Source organism: Micrococcus sp. KRD070 (assembly GCF_017168435.1).
In the GTDB taxonomy this organism is placed as follows: Bacteria; Actinomycetota; Actinomycetes; order Actinomycetales; family Micrococcaceae; genus Micrococcus; species Micrococcus luteus.
In genome coordinates, this window is record NZ_JABFNH010000009.1 from 65828 (window position 1) to 87408 (window position 21581).

Here is a 21581-nt window from a genome sequence, read left to right on the forward strand (position 1 = left end):
GGGTGCCCGCCGGGTGTCAGAGCACGTGGGCGCCGGGCACGGGGCCGTGGACGGGGAGGGCGCGCACGCCCGTGCGTTCCTCGATGGCCGAGGCCAGCCGCAGCGCGGAGGCCTCGTCCTGCGCCACGAAGAGCAGGGTGGGGCCGGAGCCGGAGACCATGCCGCGCAACGCGCCTTCGTCCATACCGAGGTCGAGGACGTCCGAGAGCTCGGGGAACAGGACGACGGCCGGGGTCTGCAGGTCGTTGTCCATGGCGGTGGCGAGTTCGAGCGGATCGGCCGCGGTGAGGGCCCGCAGGACGGCCTCGTTCACCTCCGGACGCGTCGGCCCGTCGGGCAGGTGGCCCTCCCGGCGCAGCTCGTCCAGGGTCTGGAACACCACGGGGGTGGACAGCCCGGCGTCCGCCGGGACGAGGACGAGATGCACCGGGGTGCGGGCCGCGACGGGGGTCAGCTCCGCCCCGGTCCCGAGCCCGACGGCGGCGCCGCCCAGCACGCTGAAGGGCACGTCCGCACCCAGCGGGGCGGCCAGCTCGGCGAGCTCGGCGCGGGTGTGCCCGGTCTCCCACAGGGCGCTGCACGCGAGCAGCGCGGCGGCCGCGTCGGCGGAGCCGCCGCCCATGCCGCCCGCGACCGGGACCTGCTTGGCGACCTCGAGGTGGACGCCGTGGGTGTCAGGATCGAGCCCGAGGGTGCGCCGCAGGTGCGCGGCGGCGCGGTGCGCGAGGTTGCGCTCGTCCCAGGGCACGTCCTCGGTGTCCACCAGACTGATGTGGCGGCCCGACGGGCCGACGGTGATCCTCCCGTCCGTGCGCGCGATCGCCGTGACGGTCTCCCGCAGGCTGACGGCCAGGTACACGGTGGCCACGGGGTGGTAGCCGTCCGCGCCGGGGGGTCCCACCCGCAGGGACAGGTTCACCTTGCCGGGGGCGCTGACCGTGACGTGCCGGGCCGTGGGGTCGAGGCCGAGGTCCTCCGTCGTCATGCGCTCACCTCCTCCGCCGCACGCCGCGGGCCGTGCTCGGCGATCCGCGCGAAGGCCGCGATGTCCAGGGCCTCGCCGCGGGCGCGCGGGTCCACGCCGGCGGCCACCAGGGCGTCCTCCGCCGCCTGCGGCGACCCCGCCCAGGAGGCGAGCGCGGCGCGCAGGGTCTTGCGGCGCTGGGCGAAGGCGGCGTCCACCACGGCGAAGACCTCCCGGCGGGACGCGCCGCCCGCCGGCGGCTCGCGCCGGGTGAAGGCGACCAGCCCGGAATGGATGCGCGGAGCCGGCCAGAACACCTGGGTGCCGATGGTGCCCGCCTTGCGCACGTCTGCGTACCACGCCGCCTTGGCGGACGGCACGCCGTAGACCTTGGAGCCGGGCCCGGCCGCGAGACGGTCCGCGACCTCCTCCTGCACCATCACCAAGCCGTGCCGCAGCCCCGGCAGGACCGCGAGCGCGTGCAGCAGCACGGGCACGGCCACGTTGTAGGGCAGGTTCGCCACGAGCGCGGTGGGACCGCCGGCGGCGGCAGCGGGCCGGACCTCGGCCAGGGCCTGCTCGCTCAGCGTCATGGCGTCCGCGTGCAGCACGGCGAGGGCGTCCTCGGCCCCGGGGCGGAACTCGGCGGCGGTGCGCGGCAGGCGGGCGGCGGTGACCGGGTCGATCTCGACGGCGGTGACGGCGGCGGCCGCGTCCAGCAGGCCGAGGGTGAGCGAGCCCAGACCGGGGCCGATCTCGAGCACGTGCTCGTCCGCGGCCACGTCCGCGGCCTGCACGATGCGCCGGATCGTGTTCGGGTCGATCACGAAGTTCTGGCCCCACTGCTTGGTGGGACGCAGGTCCAGCTCGGCGGCGATGCGCCGCACGTCCGCGGCGCTCAGCAGCGGGGCGGGGACGGGGTGCGGGGAGGGCTGGACCATGCCCGCGAGTCTATCGGGGCGCCGGACGGGGTAGCCGGGACGCAGCGGCGCGGGCTCCGCTCAGGTGGAGAGGTCACCGAGCCGGACGAGCTCGCGGAACTCGGGGCTCGTCTCCTGCAGCCCGGCGAACGTGCCCTGGCCGATGATCCGCCCCTGGTCCATCAGCACGATCTGATCGCAGCGCTTGACCGTGGAGAGACGGTGGGCGACCACGATGACCGTGATCCGTCCGCGCAGCGACTCGATCACCTCGGTGACCCGTCGTTCCGTGAGGTTGTCGAGGGCCGACGTCGCCTCGTCGAGCACGAGGAGGCGGGGCCGCCGGAAGAGCGCGCGCGCGATGCCCAGGCGCTGGCGCTGGCCGCCGGAGACGCCCACGGCCCCTTCGCCGATCACGGTGTCCAGGCCGTCGGGGAGCTCGTCCAGCCACTGGCCCAGCTGGGCTTCGCGCAGCACGCGCTCCACCTCGGCCCGGTCCGCCGTCTGGGTGGCCTCGACGTCCAGGAGCACGTTGTGCAGCACCGTCCCGTTGACCACGGTGACGGACTGCGGGACGAACGCCACGTTGTCCCACCACCCCCGCGGGTTGGCCTCGAGCTCCACCCCGTCCACGTAGACCCCACCGCGCTGGGCGTGGTGGAAGCCGATGACCAGGTCCACCAGGGTGGTCTTGCCGGCACCGCTGCCGCCCACGAAGGCGTACGAGGAGCCGAAGGGGATGCGCAGGTCGATGTCGCGCAGGACCGGTTCGGCCTTGCCGGGGTAGGTGAAGGACGCGTCCCGCACCTCGATGGCCTCCTCGAACGTGATGCGCTCGTAGGGCCGGTCCGCCGCGTGCAGGACCGGCTGCGCGGCGGCGAGTTCCGCCGTCGTGCGCTCGAAGGCCGGCCAGGAGGTGCGGATCTCATTGGTGGTGGCCATGAGCGCGGCCATGGACGGCAGCACGCGGAAGCCGGCCATCGCGAGCAGGGCGAGCGAGCCGAACGCCTCCCCGCCGCGGCCCTGGATGAAGGCCACGGCCACGAGCGCCGCGATGGCGGCCACGAAGGCGACCTCGAGCACGTAGCGCGGCATCATCGTGAGGATCATCTTGAGCCGCGTGGCTTCGGCGCTCTCCATGCGGGCCGCGCGGTACTCCTCCATGAAGGCCGAGTCGTTGCCGCGGATCTTCACGTCCTTGTAGTTCTCCAGGCCCTGCAGCGCCGCCGTGTTGGCCCGCTCCCCCGCGGTCACCAGGGTCCAGCCCAGGCGGGAGGCCGGGCGGCGGATCACGGTCTTGATCACCCAGGCGACGGCGAGGAAGTACAGGGCCATCCCGAGCCCCGTCAGCGGCATGGAGACGCCCACCACGACCGCCACCGCGACGAGCGTCACGGCCTCCGTGAGGAACGTGACGGACGCGTTCACCACGCCCGTGTACGCCATGCTGGAGGTGCCGGTGACGTTGTTGACCAGGGTGCCCACAGTGCGCGTCAGGTGCAGGCCGTAGTCGGCCCGCAGGTAGTAGCGCAGCAGCGTGGCGGACGTGCGGATCAGGTTCTGGTTGGTGAACCCCATGGTCCACCAGCGGAACGCGAGCACCAGGATCGCCTTGAGCAGGAAGGCCAGCACGATCACGACGGCGAAGGCCACCGTCTGCTCCGGCACCGTCACGGCCCCGAACCGGGCCAGCAGCCCTTCGAGCGCCGGGGAGCCCAGCTCACCCGAGGTCAGCAGGCTGACCAGCGGGAGGATCGAGGCGAGCGCCACCATCTCGAGGCCGGCCACGAGGACGGACCCGAGGACCACGAACACGAGGCGGATCCGCATGGGGCGGTCCACCAGGTACTGCGTTCCCTCGGGCAGCCGGGCTTTGAGGAGTCGGGTCAGCACGTCGTCCATCCTAGGGGCCGGGTCTGGATCGGCTTAGAACGAGCCGTACACCCGGGCGGTGTTCTCGCTCACCGCGCGGGCGAGGGCGTCCACGTCGTCGCCGCGCGTCTCCGCCATGCCCCGCAGGGTCAGCGGGATCAGGTAGGGCGCGTTGGGGCGACCCCGATGCGGATGCGGCGTGAGGAAGGGCGCGTCCGTCTCCACGAGCAGCAGCTCGGCCGGGGCGATCCGCAGCGCCTCGCGCAGCTCGTCGTTGGCCTTGAAGGTGACGGGACCGGCGAAGGACATGTGCCAGCCGTGCTCGGCGCACGTGCGGGCCAGATCGGGCCCGCCGGAGAAGCAGTGGAACACCACGTGCGGGGGCAGCCCGCCGTCGGCCGCCTCCTCGAGCAGGATCCGGACGACGTCGTCGTGCGCGTCACGATCGTGGATCTGCAGGGCCGTGCCGAGTTCGCGGGCGAGTCGGATGTGCCGGCGGAAGGACTCCTGCTGCGCGGCGTGGCCGGCCTCGTCCTGCGTCCGAAAGTAGTCGAGGCCCGTCTCGCCGACGGCGCGCACGCGGGGGTGGCGGGCGAGCTCCGCGATCTGCGCGAACGCCTCCTCGAACTCGCCGCGCTCGGCCAGGCGGGCCGCGTCGTTGGGGTGCAGCGCCACGGCCCCGAGCAGGCGGGGCTCGGCCTCGATCGCCGCGATCGTGAACCGGGCCGAGGCGACGTCGCAGCCCACCTGGACCGCCCCGGTCACGCCCACGGCCTCCGCCGCGTCCATCGCCTGGTGGACGTCCACGCGGACCAGGCCGTCGCGGAAGTCGAGGTGCGTGTGGTTGTCCACGACGGGCACCGGCAGCGGCTCCGGTGCGGGCGGGTACTCGAGACGGCGCTTGCGGCCCGACTTCTCCTCGCGGGCGTCCCGGCGCGGGCCGTCGTCGTCGTCCGGCTGCGGGGCGGGGGCGCGGTAGGCGAGGGGGGTCTCGGATGCGTGGGCCATGCACCCCACTCTAGGGAGCCGAGCCCGGCCCCCCCGACACGCCTCGGGGGCGGTATCGGGTGGTATCCACGTCGGATACCACCCGATACCGCCCCCGGAGGGAGCGGCGCGGCGAAGGGGTCAGGCCTTCGTGGCCGCCCACGGGTCGGCGATGCCGATGTACTGCACCGAGGTGTACTCCTCGATGCCCTCGGCGCCGCCCTCGCGGCCCAGGCCCGACTGCTTCACGCCGCCGAACGGCGCGGCCGGGTTGGAGATGACGCCCACGTTGTAGCCCATGAGGCCGAACTCGATGCTCTCGGCCACGCGGTACATCCGGGCCTGATCCTTCGTGAACACGTAGGAGGCGAGGCCGTACTCGGTGTCGTTGGCCATCTCGATGGCCTCCTCCTCGGAGGAGAAGGTCACGATCGGGGCCACCGGGCCGAAGATCTCCTGCTGGAGGATCGGGTTGCCCTTCTCCACCTTGATCGCGGTCGGCGCGTAGAAGTAGCCGTCGCCCTCGATCTTGTGGCCGCCGGTGAGCACCTCGCCGCCGGCCGCCACGGCGTCCTGGACGAGCTGGTCGATGTCGTCGCGCGCGCCCTCGTCCACGATCGGGCCGAGGGTGGACTCCGGGTCGGTGCCGCGCAGGGGCTTGAGCGCCTCGAGCTTGGCCACGAACTTCTGCGTGAACTCCTCGGCCACGTCCTCGTGCACGAGGAAGCGGTTGGCGGCGGTGCAGGCCTCGCCCATGTTGCGCATCTTCGCGGCGAAGGCGCCCTCGACGGCGGCGTCCAGGTCCGCGTCCTCGAAGACGATGAGCGGGGCGTTGCCGCCGAGCTCCATCGAGGTGCGCAGCACGTTGTCCGCCGCGTCCTTCATGAGGCGCACACCGACCGGGGTGGAACCGGTGAAGGACACCTTGCGCAGCCGCCGGTCCTGCAGGATCGGACCGGAGATCGACGAGGCCGAGGAGCCCGCGACGACGTTGAGCACGCCCTTGGGCAGGCCGGCCTCCTGCATGACCTGCGCGAACAGCTGGGTGGTCAGCGGGGTCAGCTTGGCCGCCTTGAGGACCATGGTGCAGCCGGCGGCGACGGCGGGGCCCACCTTGCGGGTGGCCATGGCCAGCGGGAAGTTCCACGGGGTGATCAGCAGGCACGGGCCCACCGGGCGATGGTGCACCTGCATGCGCAGGGTGCCCTCGGGCACGGTGAGGGTGCGGCCGTAGTGGCGGCCGGCCTCCTCGGAGAACCAGCGCAGGAAGCCGTTGCCGTACGTGACCTCGCCGCGGGCCTCGGCGAGCGGCTTGCCCATCTCGAGGGTCATCAGCAGTGCGAAGTCCTCGGCGCGCTCGTTGATCAGGTCGTAGGCGCGGCGCAGGATGTCGGCGCGCTCCTTGGCCGGGGTGCGGGCCCAGTCGGCCTGCGCGGCGCAGGCGGCGTCGAAGGCGGCCATGGCGTCGTCGGAGTTCGCGTCCTGCAGGCTCGCGATGACCTTGCCGGTGGCCGGGTCCTTCACGTCGAAGGTCTTGCCGGAGGAGGCATCGCGCCACTCGCCGTCGATCAGCAGGCCGGTGGGGACGGACTCCAGCAGCGCCTTCTCGCGCTCAGCGGTCACGGTCATGATGCACCTCTTTCGGGGTCGGTGGTCGGAGGCGGCACGCCCCGCGTCCCTCAGGGGAACGGGTGGACGGCCACGGGTATTCCGACGCCGTCCGGCGGCGGTCGGCAGCGGCTCCACGGCTGATCCTAGCCAGGCCCCGGGGCCGCGCCATCGCGCATGAGCATCTGTGTAGCCGGGGACGTGTCAGCCCCGGGCCGCGAGCACCGCCTGGTAGAGCTCCCGGCTCCGCATCCCATGGGCTCCGGCCACCGCGGCCACGGCCTCCTTCAGCCGGGTGCCGGACTCCACGAGCACCGCCACCTCGGCGTCGGTGTGGAGACGCTGAGGATCTGGTGCAACCAGCACGGGCCACCAGGGCCCTCCGGGATCGCCATCGAGGTCGCGATCCTGGACTGGGTCACCGGGTGCAACACCCGACGAGTCCATCGAGCCCTCGGCTCGTGGCGGCTCCAGCAGGTGGGAGCAACGCCCATGAATGCAGCGAGGGGTGGCTGCAGAAGGCTGCAGCCACCCCTCGCTGACACGTGGGTTGAGAGAGACTCGAGTCAGTTCGTCGTCTTGGGGCCGATGATCTCGAGGCGATCGTCAGACCAGGTGACGTTCGTCCCCGCCCCCTTCTCGAACGCGACGCGCTGCGTGCCGATATACGCGGTGAGGTGGACCTGGTTGAGCATGGACGCCACGTCCTTGGCCCAGAAGTAGGGATTGAATGACGGCTGTGCGTAGTAATAGCAGCCGGTAATGGGTGCTGAATACGTCAGGGTGATGGAGGACCCGTCCGAGGCCAGCTTGGTGACTTCCCAGTATGCGGGGTTGGTGCCGGTCACGAAGCGGTCTCCGACCTTCAACGTGTAGAAGGTCTTGCTGTCGCCCACGCTGCCGTTCGTGTAGGTGTTGTAGGGGGTGCCGGCCTTCTGAGCGTTCAGGACCTTGCGGAAGTCGACGATGCCCGCAGGAGCCGTGTAGACGATCGAGATCTTCTTGTTCTGGACGGATTGGCAGGCCGTGGCATCGGGGATACCCACACCCGGTGTGGCGTTCAGATAGAGCGCGGTCGTACCGTTTTGCGGCTGGACGTAGTTCGTCATGAGCGGGTTCGCGTACAGAGTTGCGCCGGCAACCACGCCAGGGTTCGATACAGCAAAGGCCGGGGCTGCGGCGGTGGCAGCGATCGCAGGGACGGACCAGGTGACACCCTTGGTTACTTGCCGACGTGATATCACTCGAGTTTCGTTGACCATGCCAATGCCTTTCGTGGCGCTTCTGAGGACCTGGGGCACCTCCACAGGCATGAGGCACCCTGTCATAGTAGCGGTCCTGCCACAACCGACGAGTCGTGGAAGCTGTAATTATTCACGCTTGAGAGACCCGTTGTGAATCGACCGTTCACGCGGTAGGCGGCTGCTGGCTGTGCAGCCGGGGACGTGTCAGCTCCGGGCCGCGAGCACCGCCTGGTAGAGCTCCCGGCTCCGCATCCCGTGGGCTCCGGCCACCGCGGCCACGGCCTCCTTGAGCCGGGTGCCGGACTCCACCAGCACCGCCACCTCGGCGACGGCGTCCGCCTCGGACGTCTCGCCCTCGGCGCCGGGTGCGGGCGGCCCGATCACCAGCACGATCTCCCCGCGGATCCCCTCCCCCGCGTGCCGCTCCGCAGCCCAGGCATGCACCTCGGCCGCGGTGCCGCGCACCACCTCCTCGTGCAGCTTGGTGAGCTCGCGGGCCACGCACACCGGCCGTTCCGCACCGAGGACCTCCACGACGACGGCCAGCGCGTCCGCCAGACGCTGCGGCGACTCGAAGGCGACCACGGTGCGGGCCTCGGTCAGCAGGGAGGTGAGCCATCGCCGTCGTTCCCCGTCCTTGCGGGGGACGAAGCCGTCGAAGGCGAACCGGTCCGTCGGCAGGCCGGAGAGGGCGAGCGCGGTGGTCACGGCGGAGGGGCCGGGCGCGCAGGTCACGGGCAGCCCTGCGGACACCGCGGCCGCCACGAGCCGATAGCCCGGGTCCGAGACCGTGGGCATGCCCGCGTCCGAGACCACCGCCACCGTGGCACCGCCGCGCACCTGGTCCAGCAGCCCCTGGGTGGAGGCCGCCTCGTTGTGCTCGTGATGGGCCACCACCCTGCCCGCCGGGGTGACGCCCAGGCCGGCGCACAGGCGCCGCGCGGTCCGGGTGTCCTCGGCGGCGATCACGTCCGCCTCCGCCAGCAGCTCACGCAGGCGCGCGGACGCGTCCCCGAGGTTGCCGATGGGGGTGGCGGCCAGGACGATGCGGCCGGTCGGGGACGGCAGATCAGTCGGTCTCGGGGTCATATGTCAAGATCGTAGAGGCACCGCCCCGAGCCCGCCCGGGCCCACGCCTCTCCGGAAGGTCAGGACCATGCCCGTCGAGCCCCGCATCTGCATCACGTCCGGTGGCGATGAGATTCGCCTGCGCTCCTACGTCAACCACGCGATCTACGCTCGAGAGCACGGGCTGGACTACCGGCTTGAGACGGGCATCGACCCGCATATCGTCACCAAGTTCGACTACAAGGTCGCCATCCTCCGCCGACTGCTCCCGCGTTATGACTGGCTCGTGTGGATGGACGACGATGCCTTCTTCACCGACTTCGAGGCGGACAACCTCCGACGCCTGATCTCCGAGGCCGAACGTGACGACATCAGCCTGGTCATCGCCGAAGGGCCCACAGAGCCGAACGGGTTCTGGTCACGCATCAACACCGGGGTCATGCTGCTCCGGAACGACGAGACGGCGCGCGATCGTGGAGTCCACCTCGACAGCGGACCTGGCCACGGTCCGGGCCTGGTGGGACGACGATCGCGACGGCCTCTTCACCCACGGCGACCAGGATCAGATGTGGTGGGCCATCCAGACGGGCGGGCACGCCGAGCGCGTCCGGATCGTCGGCCACCGAGAGCTGAACTCGCGCGGGCACTACTACGAGGACTCCCTGACGGACGCGTTCGTCATGCACTTCACGGGTTATCCGGACAAGGAACTCGGCATCGCCCGCTTCGCCGACCGCTTCGACATCGGACAGGAGATCGTCCCTGAGCTGCTCCTGGACAAGTATCACGTCAGAGTGCGCAGCCCCCTGAGGGGCGCCCGCCGTGCCTGGCGGGAACGCTCGGTGGACACGCTGGCAGCGGTCAAGTTCCGGCTCCGCCCCCACAAGGACCGGATCCGGCACGTCGCAGGGTTCCTCCCGCCCGCCGTGCGCCGCCGGTGGCCGCTCGGCCACGTCTGAGAGCAGACCGCACGTCGAGGGGGCCTCCTCCACCCCGCCGCCTAGCATGGAGCCCGTGCCCGCCTCGGGGTGAGTGCGGCACCCCTGACGCGGTGGCACTGGATCCTGCCGCTGCTGGTCACGGTGATCGCCGGCGTCCTGCGGTTCACGAACCTGGCCCACCCGGACCAGCTGATCTTCGACGAGACCTACTACCCCAAGGACGCCTACTCCCTCCTGGAGTCCGGCTACGAGCGGCGGTGGGACGAGGACGTCAACGACGCGTTCGCGCGCGGGGAGGCGGAGCCGCTCGAGGGGGCCGCCTACGTGGTGCACCCGCCGCTGGGCAAGTGGCTGATCGGCCTGGGCATGCTCACGTTCGGCCCGGACAACGGGGTGGGCTGGCGGTTCAGCGCCGCGGTGGCCGGCACGCTGTCCGTCCTGCTGGTCGCCCTCGTCACGCAGCACCTGCTGCGCTCGGTGTCCCTGGGCGCGGTCGCCGGGCTGCTGCTGGCCGTGGAGGGCCACCACCTGGTGATGTCCCGCATCGGGCTGCTGGACATCTTCCTCTCGTTCTTCGTGCTCGCGGCCTTCGCCGCGCTCCTGGCGGACCGCGTCCACGGGCGGCGGCTGCTCGCGGAGCGGCTCGCCCACGACGTCGCCCGGCGGGGACGCGACGCCCTGGCCAGCGGGCCGTGGCTCGGCTGGCGCCCGTGGCGACTGCTCGCGGGCGTGCTGCTGGGCGCCGGCTGCGCCGTGAAGCTCTCCGGGCTGGCGTTCATGGCGGCCTTCGGCCTGCTCACGGTCCTGTGGGACATGTCCGCGCGCCGGACCGCCGGAGTGCGGCGCTGGGCGTGGGCCGGCGTCGAGAAGGACGGCCTGTACGCGTTCGTGGCCGTGGTGGGCGGCGGCCTGGTCGCCTACCTGGCCTCGTGGACCGGCTGGTTCGTCACGGAGGGCGGCTACTACCGGGACTGGCACCGGGACAACCCGCCGGAGGGCCTGCTCGCCGGGCTGGTCCCCGGCCCGCTGCGCTCCCTGTGGCACTACCACGTGGAGTCCACGACCTTCCACCAGGGCCTCACCAGCCCCCACGACTACGCCGCCAACCCGTGGACCTGGCCGTTCATGGGCCGGCCCGTGAGCTACTACTACGAGGGCGCAGAGCCCGGCGAGGGGATCTGCCCGCCGGACGCCGCGGGCGCGTGCTCGGCGGCCATCACGGACATCGCCAACCCGTTCGTGTGGTGGACGGGCCTGGCCGCCGTCCTCGTGTGCGTGTGGCTGCTGGTGCGCCACCGGGACTGGCGGGCCGGCGCCCTGCTCGGCGCCTACGCGGCCGGGCAGCTGGTGTGGTTCCTGTGGCCCGAGCGGACCATGTTCTTCTTCTACACGATCGCCTACGAGCCCTTCCTCGTGATGATGATCGCCCTGGCGCTCTCGCTGCTGCTGCGGCCGGGCCGCCGGCCCGGGCCCCGCTGGGGCTCGGCCCTGGTGCTGGCGTACGTGACGATCGCCGTCGCCGTGTCCCTGTTCTTCCTGCCCGTGTGGATCGGCGACGTCATCCCGTACGACCAGTGGCGCTGGCGGATGTGGTTCAGCAGCTGGATCTGACTGCCGCGTCGCGGGCGCGGGTGTGCCCGACCGCGCGCCGCACGCCCGGAAATGGGTACGCTCGGACCGTGCAGAACCAGAGCCTCGTCCATGAGTCCGCCACCGAGCTCGTCGGCATGCCGCCGGCGGACTCCACCATCACGGACCTGATCGTCGCCTCCTGTGCCGACCGGCCGGACGCCCCCGTGTACGCCGTGCGCAACGGCGCGGGCGGCTGGGTGGACGTCCACTTCACCGCGTTCCTCACCCAGGTGCGCGCCGTGGCGGCCGGCCTCATCGCCCGCGGCGTCCAGCCCGGGGACCGGGTGGGCCTGTTCTCCCCCACCTCCTACGCGTGGGCCGTCCTCGACCAGGCCGTGTGGTTCGCCGGCGCCGTGTCCGTGCCGATCTACGAGACCTCCTCCGCCCACCAGGTGGAGCACATCGTCACGGACTCGGGGCTGCGGGTGGTCGCCGTCGGCAGCGAGGAGCTCGGCGAGCGTGTCGCCGAGGCCGCCGGGCACGCGGACGTGGACGTGGCGACGTTCCCGCTGACGGACGCGGGGCTGGCGGAGCTGGCCGAGGCCGGCGCGTTCGTGTCGGACGACGCCGTCGAGCACGCCCGCTCCCTGGCGACCCTCGCCAGCCCCGCCTCGATCGTCTACACCTCCGGCACCACCGGCCGCCCGAAGGGCGCCGTGATCACGCACGGCAACTTCGTGGGCGCGGCCATCAACGTGCTGCACTTTGGGCGCGAGGTGGTCCAGTGGTCCCCGGAGACGACGACGTCGCGCACCCTGCTCTTCCTCCCGCTGGCCCACGTACTCGCCCACGCCATCCAGGTCATCTGCCTGTACGCCCGCATCCAGGTGGCCCACTCCGGTTCCCCGACCACGCTGCTCGGCGACCTCGCCTCCTTCCACCCCACGTGGCTGCTGGCCGTGCCGCGCGTGTTCGAGAAGGTCGAGGCCGGCATCGAGGCCAAGGCCCAGAAGGGCGGCACCGGGCCGATCTACGCGGCCGCCAAGCGCACCGCCATCGAGTGGTCCACGGCCGTGGACGAGGCCGAGTTCGAGGACGGCCCCGGCCCCTCGGCCCTGCTGCGCGCCCGGCGTGCGCTGTTCGACCGGCTGGTCTACCGCAAGATCCGGGAGGCCCTCGGCGGCGAGGTGATCTCGTGCGTGTCCGGCGCGTCCGCCCTCTCCCCGGAGCTGGTGCACTTCTTCCGCGGCGCCGGCATCCCGATCGTGGAGGGCTACGGCCTCACGGAGACCACCGCGCCGGCCACCGTGAACATCCCCGGCGCGCACCGCGTGGGCACCGTGGGCCTGCCCGTGGCCGGGGTGACGGTGAAGATCGCCGAGGACGGCGAGATCCTCATCCGCGGCCCCGTGGTGTTCGACGGCTACCACGGCATGCCCAAGGCGTCGGCGGAGGCCATGGAGGACGACTTCTTCCGCACCGGGGACATCGGCACGCTGGACGAGCACGGCTTCCTGCGGATCACCGGCCGCAAGAAGGACGTGATCATCACCGCCGGCGGCAAGAACGTGTACCCCACGCCCATGGAGGAGGCGCTGCGCCAGCACCGGCTCATCGAGCACGTCGTGGTGGTCGGGGAGAACCGCCCGTTCGTGGGCGCCCTCATCACCCTGGACACCGAGGCCCTCACCCAGTGGGCCCTGGACCGCGAGCTCAGCCTCACCCCGGCCGAGGCCGCCACGGACCCCACCGTGCTGGCCTCGATCCAGGAGGCGGTGGACCAGGTCAACGCGGGCGTCTCCCGCGCCGAGTCCATCCGCCGCTTCCGCATCCTGGACCACCCGTTCACCGAGGACTCCGGGCACGTCACCCAGTCCCAGAAGCTCAAGCGGGCCCAGGTCATCGAGGACCACGCCGACGACGTCGAGGCCCTCTACCGCCGCTGAGGGAGGGCGCCGCACCCCCGCCGCCGGAATGCCCTGCCTCCGGAATAACCTCCGGCGGCGGCCGGTTGGCGCGGAGGACCATCTCCCCGAGCGATCGGAACCACCGTGCCCTCCCTGTTCGACCCCCTGGACGTCGGCGCCCTGCGCCTGGACAACCGCATCGTCATGGCCCCCCTGACCCGCCAGAGGGCGGGCGAGGACGGCGTCCCCACCGAGCTGCACGCCGAGCACTACGCCCAGCGCGCCACTGCCGGACTGCTCGTCACCGAGGGCGCCTTCCCCTCCTTCCGCAGCCGGGCGTTCCCCGGCCAGACCGGCCTCGCCGACGACGCCCAGACCGACGGGTGGCGTGCCGTGGCGCAGGCCGTCCACGAGGCCGGCGGACACGTGTTCGTCCAGGTCATGCACGGCGGGCGCATGTGCCATCCGGACCTGCTGCGCGGCGCGGAGCCGGAGGCCCCCAGCGCCATCGCCCCCGGGGTGCCGGTGCGCGGGTTCAGCGGCAAGATGGAGGGGCCGGTGCCCAGCGCCCTGGACACGGAGGAGCTGCCCCGCGTGGTGGCCGAATTCGCCGACGCCGCCCGCCGGGCCGTCGAGGCCGGGCTCGACGGCGTGGAGGTCCACGGCGCCAACGGGTACCTGCTCCACGAGTTCCTGGCGCCCTCCAGCAACACCCGCGAGGACGCCTACGGCGGCTCCCCCGAGAACCGGGCGCGCCTCACCGTGGAGGTGGTGCGCGCCGTCGCCCAGGCCATCGGCGCCGAGCGCACCGCCCTGCGCATCTCCCCCGAGCACAACGTGCAGGGCACCATCGAGGAGGACCGCGCGGACGTCCTGGCCACCTACGACGCTCTCCTGGCCGGCCTCGCCGACCTGGACCTGGCCTACCTGTCCGTCATCCACCAGGACGTGGCCGGTGACCTCGCGGCGCACCTGCGCGAGTCCTTCTCCGGGCCCCTGGTGCTCAACAGCGGCTTCGGCGCGGTCACGGGCCTGGAGGAGGCCCGCCGGATCGTGGAGGACGGCCTGGCCGACGCGGTGGCCGTGGGCCGCGAGCTGATCGCCAACCCGGACCTGGCGCGCCGCTGGCGCGAGGGGCTGCCCCTCAACGAGCCGGACCCGACGACGTTCTACACGGGCGGGGCGCACGGCTACACGGACTACCCGTTCGTGGACGGGTCCCCGTCCTCCTGAGACCCGCACACCCGCCGGACGCACCGCGCCCCGCCTCCCATCACTGGGGGGCGGGGCGCGTTCGTGCGGGGGCCTCAGCGGCCCGTCACCGCAGCTGCGCGTCCTCCTCGCGGGCCCAGCGCAGGCGCGTGGACTCGAAGGCACTGCGCTGGTCCGCGGTGCGCTCGCGACGGCGGCGCGTTGGCCAGGTGAAGACGAGCGTGAGCAGGGCGGTCAGCAGGCTGATGAGGCCCACCGCGGCGGCGGCGTCGATCCAGAACTGGCTCGGGTACAGGCGGATCAGCGCGTCCTGCACGGAGAACGTCCACGTGCCGTCCGCGAAGAACAGCGAGTGGAACCCGGCGAAGAACGTCTCCCAGCCCAGCACCGCCAGGACCGCGAGCGCGATCACCGCGAGCGGCAGCCACACGGCGCCGGCGAACAGGGCGCGGCGCACCCCGCCGGGGCTGGTGCGCAGCAGGGACGCGATGAGCAGGGCGCACACCACCACGAGCACCACGAGCGCCGCTGCGGCGATCCACAGCACGGTCTTCACGTCCGTCATGTGGTCGACCTCGACCTCGGTGAACAGGGGCGCGCCCTGGTGGGTGAGGCTGCTGAGGTACCGCGGCCCGGCCAGGTTGGTCACGTAGTCCAGCCCGGCGGAGCCGTAGTGCATGCGGTCGGCGAGGGTGAAGCCGAACCGGTCCGCGGGGAACCCGGGCCGGTGGTACTCCAGCCACAGGAACACCGGGCTCGCCACGAGGCGGACGGCGGCCAGCAGCAGGGCGAGCGGGGCGAGGATCGCCAGCAGCACCTGCGCCAGGCGCGGGCCCGCCTTGGGCAGGCGCGCGCGCTCCTCCGGCGTGGGCCCCTGCAGGGCCGCCTCCTGCGCCACGGGGGCGGCCGTGCCGTCCTCGGGGTAGCGGTCGACCGGGGCGGCGGCACTCGACCCCGCCGCGCGGGCCCCGACGGCGGCGCTCAGCGGGCCGAGCTCGTCGGCGCCGGGCAACGGCCGCCGGTCGCCCTCGGGCACGGCCCGGGAGGCGACGATGTCGCGGTCGGCGTCCACGGCCGGGCGGCCGGCGTCGCGTCGGTCCGCGGCCGCCGCGTCCCCGCCGCGCAGCGCGGCGAGGTCCTCGGGGCTGAGCGCCGAGGTGTGCTGGGCGCCGCCGTCGTCGTCCCGGCCCATGGCGGGCAGCGCCTGGGTGCGGTTCGGGTCGTCCGCGGCGTCGTCCTGGACGAACGCGCCGTAGTCCAGCCCGGATTCGAAGTCCTCCGCCCCGGCGCGCTCGTCGCGCCCGCGGCCGGCCTGATGGGAAGCCATGCTCGTGCCTCTCTCGAGTGGGTCCGTCCGCCCGCGGGCGCCGGGGATCAGTAGCGGTAGTGGTCGGCCTTGTAGGGGCCGGCCACGTCCACGCCGAGGTACTCGGCCTGGACCTTGGTCAGCTCGGTCAGCCCGACGCCGAGGGCGTCCAGGTGCAGGCGGGCGACCTTCTCGTCCAGCACCTTGGGCAGCGTGTAGACGCGCTTCTCGTAGTGCTCGCCGGTCAGGGCGCCGGTGCCCGTGGAGCCGCCGAAGAGCTCGATCTGCGCCATCACCTGGTTGGTGAAGGACGCGCTCATCACGAACGAGGGGTGGCCGGTGGCGTTGCCGAGGTTCAGCAGGCGACCCTCGGAGAGCACGATGATGCTGCGCTCGGCCTCCGTGCCGCCGTCCAGGGTCCACTCGTGGACCTGCGGCTTGATCTCCGTCTTCACGACGCCGGGGATGCGGGCCAGGCCGGCCATGTCGATCTCGTTGTCGAAGTGGCCGACGTTGCCCACGATGGCCTTGTCCTTCATGGCGGCCATGTGCTCGGCCATGATGATGTCCTTGCCGCCGGTGGTGGTGACGAAGATGTCGCCCTCGCCCACCACGTCCTCGAGGCGGGCCACCTGGTAGCCGTCCATCGCGGCCTGCAGCGCGCAGATCGGGTCGATCTCCGTGACGATCACGCGGGCACCCTGGCCGCGCAGAGCCTCGGCGGCGCCCTTGCCGACGTCGCCGTAGCCGCAGACCACGGCGACCTTGCCGCCGATCAGCACGTCCGTGGCGCGCATGATGCCGTCCGGCAGGGAGTGGCGGATGCCGTACTTGTTGTCGAACTTGGACTTGGTCACGGCGTCGTTCACGTTGATCGCCGGGAAGAGCAGGCGGCCCTCCTGCGCCAGCTGGTAGAGGCGCAGCACGCCCGTGGTGGTCTCCTCGGAGACGCCGCGCAGGGTGCCGGCGGTCCGGGTCCAGTGCTGCGGGTCGCGGGCCAGCGAGCGGCGCAGCGTCTCGAGGATGATCCGGTACTCCTCGGGGTCGTCCTCGGTGGCGCTGGGCACGGCGCCCGCGGCCTCGAACTCGACGCCCTTGTGCACCAGCAGGGTGGCGTCGCCGCCGTCGTCCAGGATCATGTTGGGGCCGCGCTCCGGATCCTCGTCCGCGCCCGGCCAGGTGAGGATCTGCGAGGCGGTCCACCAGTAGTCCTCGAGGGACTCGTTCTTCCAGGCGAACACCGGCACGCCCTGCGGGTCCTCGGGGGTTCCCGAGCCCACGACGACGGCGGCGGCGGCCTCGTCCTGCGTGGAGAAGATGTTGCAGGAGGCCCACCGGACCTCGGCGCCGAGGGCGATGAGGGTCTCGATGAGCACGGCGGTCTGCACGGTCATGTGCAGGGAGCCGGCGATGCGGGCGCCCTTCAGCGGCTGGGCCTCCCCGTACTCCTCGCGCAGGGACATCAGCCCCGGCATCTCGTGCTCGGCCAGGCGGATCTGGTGGCGGCCCGCCTCGGCCAGGGACAGGTCCCGGACCGTGAAGTCGAACGAGGCACCGGGCACGGTGGTGCGGTTGGCGAAGGCCGGGTCGACGTCGGGGGTGCGGAACTCTGCGGAGGTCTCAGTCATGCCCTCCAGCCTAGCGACGCCCCGGACGGCACGACACGTGCCGCGTCAGTCCCCGTCACGCACCACGCGCAGCCCGGGGCGGGCCGGCGGGGCGGCCATGGGCCGGGTGGGCACCGTGCGCACTCCACCGTCCGCGTCGAGGGCCTCGTAGTGCTCGGGCAGCTCCAGCCGCAGCACCTCCCAGCCCCGCGGGGCCGTGGTGCGCCGAGCGTGTTCGCCGCAGAGGTCGTACGTGTGCGGCTCCGCCCGGCGCGACAGGGGCCCGATGACCACCTGCGAGTCCGCGTAGTTGTACGTCAGCGTGGCCAGGGCAGGGCTCTGGCATCCGGTCTTGCTGCAGCGTCGCATGGGTCCCACGCCCGCCACCCTACTCGGCGGACGGCCCGGGGCGGTGGCCTACCATGGCGCGCATGACCGCGCCCGCCGCCTCCGATCCCCTCGACCCCCTGCCGTTCCGGGCGGGCGACGCCGCGGGGGCCGAGCCGGGCGTCGAGGGCGGCCCGGCCGAGGCCGGCGTCTCCTCCCCCGCGGCGCGCGGCGGCCGGGACCGCCGTGGCCGGGGGCTGCGGCATCCGCGCCCGTTCGGGGCACGCTCGGAGCGGGGCCGGGGCGAGGCGCTGCTGACCGCCGTCGAGAAGGCGGTGGACCGGCTGGGCTCCCTGGACGCGCCCGGGCTGCGGCACGTGACCGCGCGGGTGGAGCGCATCCCGGACCGGCTCGACGAGCGGCTGCGCGAGCTGCACGCCGGCCGGGAACGGGATGAGGAGGCGCTGTTCGCGCGGGCCGAGCGGCAGGGCCGGGACGGGGTGCTGATCACCCTGTTCGAGCGGCCGCTGCGGGACGCGGCCGACCCCGCCGACCTCGAGGGGGCCGTCTACGGGGTGGCGCTGAGCCGTTGCGCCGACGCGCTGGGCGTGGACCCGCAGGTGCTCGACCCCAGCTGGGGCCGCGGCTGAGCCCGGACCGGGCGGTCCGCACCGGGCACCGCGCCCGGCGGATGAGCGCGGTGCGTCAGGCGCGGGCGCGGCGCAGGCGGCGACGCTCGCGCTCGGAGAGCCCGCCCCAGATGCCGAAGCGCTCGTCGTTCGCCATGGCGTACTCCAGGCACGCGTCCTTGACGGTGCAGGCCTCGCACACGCGCTTGGCGTCCCGCGTGGAGCCGCCCTTCTCCGGGAAGAACGCCTCGGGGTCCGTCTGCGCGCACAGGGCGTCCGCCTGCCAGGCCAGCTCGCCCTCGACGGGCTCGGTGGTCACGCCCGGGATGGCGGCCCAGTCGGCGGAGACGGGCACGGCCTCGACCGGACGCGCGTCACCGGGGAAGAGGGCGGTGACGGTGGCGGCCGGGGTGCCGGTCTCGCCGTCGAGGTCGTGGGCGGTGAGGAAGGCGGTCGCCTGATCCTCGAGGCTCGCGCCGGCGACGCCGGCCTGCGGGTCGGCGGGGTCGAGGAACCAGTCGCTGGGGACGCTCCGCGGACGAGGCGCCGGCGCGGGATCGGCGCGGTGCGCGTCCTCGACTCGCTGGGTCTGCTCCATGTGTGACGCCTCTTCCCGGGATCGACGTGGCGGCTGTGGGCCGGGTGACCATGCGGTCCGCGCGGGTGCCGGGCACGCCGGCGGGCCCCTCCTGGCGGGACCGTTGGCCCGGGTTCATTACATCGGTGTGATTCATGCCGAGTCAAACCGAGCGGGTGCCACACTGGGCCCATGGTCTCCCTCTCCGCACCCCGGTCCACCGGCCCCCTCGTGCTCCGCCTCGCCTCCTCCCCGCGGCCCGCGCTCGTCCAGGAGCCGGGGGCCCCGGACGAGCCCGGCGCGGTGGACCAGCGCATCGAGCTCTCGGGCCGTGTGACCGTGAACTGGGCCGCCAAGTTCGCGGGCCTGCTCGGCGCCGAGGGCATCGGCGCGGGCGACGCCGTCGCCCTGGACCTGCCCGTCCACTGGCTCTCCCACGCCCTCGCCCTCGGCGTGCTCTGCGCCGAGGCCGAGCCCGCCCTCGAGGGCGACTCCCCCGCCGCCGTCCTCACGGACCGGCCCGAGGCGTGGCCGGACCCGTCCGTGGCCGTGTTCGCCGTCGCCCTGCCGCGCGGCCTCGAGCCCGAGTTCGACGGCCCAGCCGTCGACCCGGCCGTCGTGGACGTGGCCGCCGAGATCCGCGCCCAGCCGGACGCCCTGCCCGGCCCCGTGGACCACGTGCGGCCCGCGTCGATCCCGGCCGGGGCCGACGTCGCCCCGGACGACGACGGCCCGCGCCCCCGCCTGACGTGGGCGGGAGTGCGGGCCGCGCTGGAGGCGTGGGACGCGGGCCGGGCGGTGACCGTGCGCCCCTGACGGGGCGGCGGGGTCAGGCCGGGGCGCTCAGACCCCGGCGTCGGGGGTGCGGTGCCGGCCGTGCGCAGGCAGCTGGTCGTCGCGCAGCAGGGGCATCTGGCCGGTGATGATCGCGAGGTCGTTGGCGAAGCCGGGCTCCACGTCCAGCTCCTCCTTGAACACCCAGAACCGGTAGGCGAAGTAGCGGAACACGGTGCCGAAGAACAGGCCGATCACGTTGCCGGCGATGAACAGGCCGGTCGGGTCGGTCACGCCCATCAGATACTGCGCGATCGCCACGCAGCCGGCCTGGATGCCCAGCCCGATCGCGTTCATGATCAGGAACATCACGAGCTCGCGCGTCTTGTTCGAGGAGCGCTTGTCCCGGAACGTCCAGTAGCGGTTGGCGACCCAGCTGAACAGGGTGGCGACGACGCCGCCCACGATCTTGGCCTTGACGTTGGACCCCTCGAGCGGGCCGGTCATCATCCACCAGAAGACGAGCGAGTCCACCACGAACGCGGCCGCACCGACGGTGCCGAACTTGGCCACCTCCCGCCACAGCAGGGAGACCATCCCGGTCAGGCGGCCCCAGAGATCGGACAGCATGGGCGTGGACTCCTCGGTTCGGGACGGGGGTGTGCACGCGGGGCGGACCCGCGCAGGGCTGGGGAACACTGTAGCCGCGCCCCCGGGGCGCGACCTCCCCGGGCCCGGCATCGGCCGCCCCTCCGTGACGGAGTCCTCAGCCGGTCCGACTACCCTGTGCGGGTGACTTCCCCTCGACTCGGTGTGATCGGTGGCGGGCAGCTGGCCCGCATGATGGCGGGCGCCGCCGCGGAGCTCGGCGTGCCCTTCCGCGTGCTCGCGGAGGCCCCGGACGCGTCAGCGGCCCAGGTCGCCCCCCACGTGGTCGGCGACCACGCGGACCTGGCGGACCTGCGCGCGTTCGCGGCCACGGTGGACGTGGTCACCTTCGACCACGAGCACGTGCCCACCGAGCACCTGCGGGCCCTGCAGGAGGCCGGCGTCGCCGTGCGCCCCGGCCCCGAGGCGCTGCAGCACGCGCAGGACAAGCTGGTCATGCGCGCCGCCGTCGAGCGGCTGGGCCTGCCGAACCCGGCGTGGGCGCCGGTCGACGACCTCGAGGCCGTCCTCGCCTTCGGCGACGAGCACGGCTGGCCCATGATCCTCAAGACCGCCCGCGGCGGCTACGACGGCAAGGGCGTGCTCAAGCTCGACGACGCCGACGACGCCCGCGCCTCCGCCGCGGACGGCACCCTGGCCGCGTGGCTCGGCGCCGGCATCGCCCCGCTGCTGGCCGAGGCCCTCGTCCCCTTCTCCCGTGAGCTCTCCGCGCAGGTGGCGCGCACCCCCTCCGGTGAGGTGGCCGTCTACCCCGTGGTCGACTCGGTCCAGGTGGCCGGCGTGTGCGACCTCGTGGTCGCCCCGGCCCAGGACCTCGACCCGGCCGTCGCCGCGGCCGCGACCGCCGCGGCCGTCCGACTCGCCGAGGAGCTGGACGTCACCGGCATGCTCGCGGTCGAGCTGTTCGAGACGCCGGGGATCGGCCCGGGCTTCCAGGTGAACGAGCTGGCCATGCGCCCCCACAACTCCGGCCACTGGTCCATGGACGGCGCCGTCACCGGCCAGTTCGAGCAGCACGTCCGCGCCGTGCTCGACCTGCCGCTGGGCGAGACGGCCCCCCGCGGGGCCGGCGTCGTGATGAAGAACGTCCTCGGCGGCGCCCGCGAGGACCTGCACGCCGGCAGCGTCGCGGCCCTCGCCGCCCACCCGCAGGCCAAGGTCCACCTCTACGGCAAGGACGTGCGCCCGGGCCGCAAGGTCGGTCACGTCAACGTCGTCGCGGACCACGGCCTCAGCCTCGAGGAGGCCGTGCGGACCGCCGAGTCCGCCGCCGCACTGCTGCGCGACGACGCCCCCACCACCGGCACCGAGACGGAGGCCCGCCCATGACCGCCACTGTCTCCTTATACACACCTCTCGCGCCCGACACCACCCCACGCATCTGAAGCTCGGGGCGC

The 21581-nt window shown here is 73.1% G+C and carries 19 protein-coding genes and 1 pseudogene; 7 read left to right on the plus strand and 13 right to left on the minus strand.

All coding sequences use genetic code 11. From position 1 onward, the window contains the following. Positions 1-16: 16 nt before the first annotated feature. The 8 genes and pseudogenes from J1M38_RS03520 to rsmI form a co-directional block, all read right to left on the minus strand. The gene (locus J1M38_RS03520) at positions 17-985 is read right to left on the minus strand and encodes a 4-(cytidine 5'-diphospho)-2-C-methyl-D-erythritol kinase (protein WP_158184665.1); all 969 of its coding nucleotides are present in this window, start codon (positions 983-985) and stop codon (positions 17-19) included. Further along, on the minus strand, positions 982-1905 hold the full coding sequence (rsmA, locus tag J1M38_RS03525) for a 16S rRNA (adenine(1518)-N(6)/adenine(1519)-N(6))-dimethyltransferase RsmA (RefSeq protein ID WP_065573323.1): 924 nt from the start codon (positions 1903-1905) through the stop codon (positions 982-984). The genes J1M38_RS03520 and rsmA overlap by 4 nt, the downstream gene beginning before the upstream one ends. A 60-nt stretch (positions 1906-1965) precedes the next feature. Then, entirely contained in the window at positions 1966-3777 is a 1812-nt protein-coding gene (locus J1M38_RS03530) for an ABC transporter ATP-binding protein (RefSeq protein WP_206481438.1), read from the minus strand. Between the two features lie 33 nt (positions 3778-3810). After that, positions 3811-4764: a TatD family hydrolase gene (locus J1M38_RS03535; RefSeq protein ID WP_206481437.1), complete on the minus strand. Its 954-nt coding sequence runs from the start codon at positions 4762-4764 to the stop codon at positions 3811-3813. A 120-nt stretch (positions 4765-4884) separates the two neighbouring features. Then, entirely contained in the window at positions 4885-6372 is a 1488-nt protein-coding gene (locus J1M38_RS03540) for an NAD-dependent succinate-semialdehyde dehydrogenase (RefSeq protein WP_049147844.1), read from the minus strand. Between the two features lie 183 nt (positions 6373-6555). Then, positions 6556-6678 (minus strand): annotated as a pseudogene (locus tag J1M38_RS03545) (16S rRNA (cytidine(1402)-2'-O)-methyltransferase); the annotation flags it as partial. 239 nt (positions 6679-6917) lie between these two features. Continuing rightward, positions 6918-7613, minus strand: a complete 696-nt coding sequence (locus J1M38_RS03550) for a hypothetical protein (protein WP_206501171.1) — start codon at positions 7611-7613, stop codon at positions 6918-6920. A 186-nt stretch (positions 7614-7799) separates the two neighbouring features. Then, the gene (gene rsmI / locus J1M38_RS03555) at positions 7800-8684 is read right to left on the minus strand and encodes a 16S rRNA (cytidine(1402)-2'-O)-methyltransferase (RefSeq protein ID WP_206481435.1); all 885 of its coding nucleotides are present in this window, start codon (positions 8682-8684) and stop codon (positions 7800-7802) included. A 452-nt stretch (positions 8685-9136) separates the two neighbouring features. Between rsmI and J1M38_RS11935 the strand changes: the two genes are divergently transcribed. From J1M38_RS11935 to J1M38_RS03575, 4 genes are all read left to right on the plus strand, one after another. After that, positions 9137-9622, plus strand: a complete 486-nt coding sequence (locus J1M38_RS11935) for a hypothetical protein (protein ID WP_241246438.1) — start codon at positions 9137-9139, stop codon at positions 9620-9622. Between the two features lie 69 nt (positions 9623-9691). Further along, positions 9692-11215, plus strand: a complete 1524-nt coding sequence (locus tag J1M38_RS03565; RefSeq protein WP_342356200.1) for a phospholipid carrier-dependent glycosyltransferase — start codon at positions 9692-9694, stop codon at positions 11213-11215. 68 nt (positions 11216-11283) lie between these two features. Next, positions 11284-13122, plus strand: coding sequence for an AMP-dependent synthetase/ligase (locus tag J1M38_RS03570; RefSeq protein WP_049160162.1), 1839 nt, complete (start codon positions 11284-11286; stop codon positions 13120-13122). A 105-nt stretch (positions 13123-13227) separates the two neighbouring features. Then, the gene (locus tag J1M38_RS03575) at positions 13228-14316 is read left to right on the plus strand and encodes an alkene reductase (protein ID WP_002854482.1); all 1089 of its coding nucleotides are present in this window, start codon (positions 13228-13230) and stop codon (positions 14314-14316) included. Between the two features lie 85 nt (positions 14317-14401). Here the strand turns inward: J1M38_RS03575 and J1M38_RS03580 are convergent, their stop codons facing one another. The 3 genes from J1M38_RS03580 to J1M38_RS03590 are packed head-to-tail and all read right to left on the minus strand — an operon-like array spanning position 14402 to position 17577. Then, a complete protein-coding gene (locus tag J1M38_RS03580) occupies positions 14402-15622 on the minus strand; it encodes a DUF1461 domain-containing protein (RefSeq protein ID WP_206481432.1) in 1221 nt (406 codons plus the stop codon). Between the two features lie 47 nt (positions 15623-15669). Next, positions 15670-17229, minus strand: a complete 1560-nt coding sequence (gene ahcY, locus J1M38_RS03585) for an adenosylhomocysteinase (protein ID WP_220478842.1) — start codon at positions 17227-17229, stop codon at positions 15670-15672. Between the two features lie 45 nt (positions 17230-17274). After that, entirely contained in the window at positions 17275-17577 is a 303-nt protein-coding gene (locus J1M38_RS03590; protein WP_010079302.1) for a DUF3499 family protein, read from the minus strand. A 62-nt stretch (positions 17578-17639) separates the two neighbouring features. Here J1M38_RS03590 and J1M38_RS03595 point away from each other — a divergent pair, with 62 nt between their 5' ends. Further along, the gene (locus J1M38_RS03595; protein ID WP_241246439.1) at positions 17640-18185 is read left to right on the plus strand and encodes a hypothetical protein; all 546 of its coding nucleotides are present in this window, start codon (positions 17640-17642) and stop codon (positions 18183-18185) included. Between the two features lie 55 nt (positions 18186-18240). Here the strand turns inward: J1M38_RS03595 and J1M38_RS03600 are convergent, their stop codons facing one another. Then, the gene (locus J1M38_RS03600; protein ID WP_206481430.1) at positions 18241-18762 is read right to left on the minus strand and encodes a WhiB family transcriptional regulator; all 522 of its coding nucleotides are present in this window, start codon (positions 18760-18762) and stop codon (positions 18241-18243) included. 171 nt (positions 18763-18933) lie between these two features. On the opposite strand from J1M38_RS03600, the gene J1M38_RS12160 reads away from it, so the two are divergent. Beyond that, positions 18934-19557: a hypothetical protein gene (locus J1M38_RS12160; protein WP_020628242.1), complete on the plus strand. Its 624-nt coding sequence runs from the start codon at positions 18934-18936 to the stop codon at positions 19555-19557. A gap of 27 nt (positions 19558-19584) precedes the next feature. Here the strand turns inward: J1M38_RS12160 and J1M38_RS03610 are convergent, their stop codons facing one another. Next, a complete protein-coding gene (locus tag J1M38_RS03610) occupies positions 19585-20145 on the minus strand; it encodes a GtrA family protein (RefSeq protein ID WP_206451541.1) in 561 nt (186 codons plus the stop codon). A 162-nt stretch (positions 20146-20307) separates the two neighbouring features. Here J1M38_RS03610 and J1M38_RS03615 point away from each other — a divergent pair, with 162 nt between their 5' ends. Then, positions 20308-21513 carry a 5-(carboxyamino)imidazole ribonucleotide synthase gene (locus J1M38_RS03615; RefSeq protein WP_206481429.1) on the plus strand — a complete coding sequence of 402 codons (1206 nt, stop codon included), beginning with the start codon at positions 20308-20310 and terminating at the stop codon, positions 21511-21513. Positions 21514-21581 lie beyond the last annotated feature (68 nt).

Coding starts and splice junctions, on each gene's coding strand:
- J1M38_RS03610 (WP_206451541.1), bottom strand. CDS start 20,145: ATGCTGTCCGATCTCTGGGGCCGCCTGACCGGGATGGTCTCCCTGCTG.
- J1M38_RS03550 (WP_206501171.1), bottom strand. CDS start 7,613: ATGGTCAACGAAACTCGAGTGATATCACGTCGGCAAGTAACCAAGGGT.
- rsmA (WP_065573323.1), bottom strand. CDS start 1,905: ATGGTCCAGCCCTCCCCGCACCCCGTCCCCGCCCCGCTGCTGAGCGCC.
- rsmI (WP_206481435.1), bottom strand. CDS start 8,684: ATGACCCCGAGACCGACTGATCTGCCGTCCCCGACCGGCCGCATCGTC.
- J1M38_RS03580 (WP_206481432.1), bottom strand. CDS start 15,622: ATGGCTTCCCATCAGGCCGGCCGCGGGCGCGACGAGCGCGCCGGGGCG.
- ahcY (WP_220478842.1), bottom strand. CDS start 17,229: ATGACTGAGACCTCCGCAGAGTTCCGCACCCCCGACGTCGACCCGGCC.
- J1M38_RS03535 (WP_206481437.1), bottom strand. CDS start 4,764: ATGGCCCACGCATCCGAGACCCCCCTCGCCTACCGCGCCCCCGCCCCG.
- J1M38_RS03540 (WP_049147844.1), bottom strand. CDS start 6,372: ATGACCGTGACCGCTGAGCGCGAGAAGGCGCTGCTGGAGTCCGTCCCC.
- J1M38_RS12160 (WP_020628242.1), top strand. CDS start 18,934: ATGGTCTCCCTCTCCGCACCCCGGTCCACCGGCCCCCTCGTGCTCCGC.
- J1M38_RS03520 (WP_158184665.1), bottom strand. CDS start 985: ATGACGACGGAGGACCTCGGCCTCGACCCCACGGCCCGGCACGTCACG.
- J1M38_RS03595 (WP_241246439.1), top strand. CDS start 17,640: ATGACCGCGCCCGCCGCCTCCGATCCCCTCGACCCCCTGCCGTTCCGG.
- J1M38_RS03600 (WP_206481430.1), bottom strand. CDS start 18,762: ATGGAGCAGACCCAGCGAGTCGAGGACGCGCACCGCGCCGATCCCGCG.
- J1M38_RS03590 (WP_010079302.1), bottom strand. CDS start 17,577: ATGCGACGCTGCAGCAAGACCGGATGCCAGAGCCCTGCCCTGGCCACG.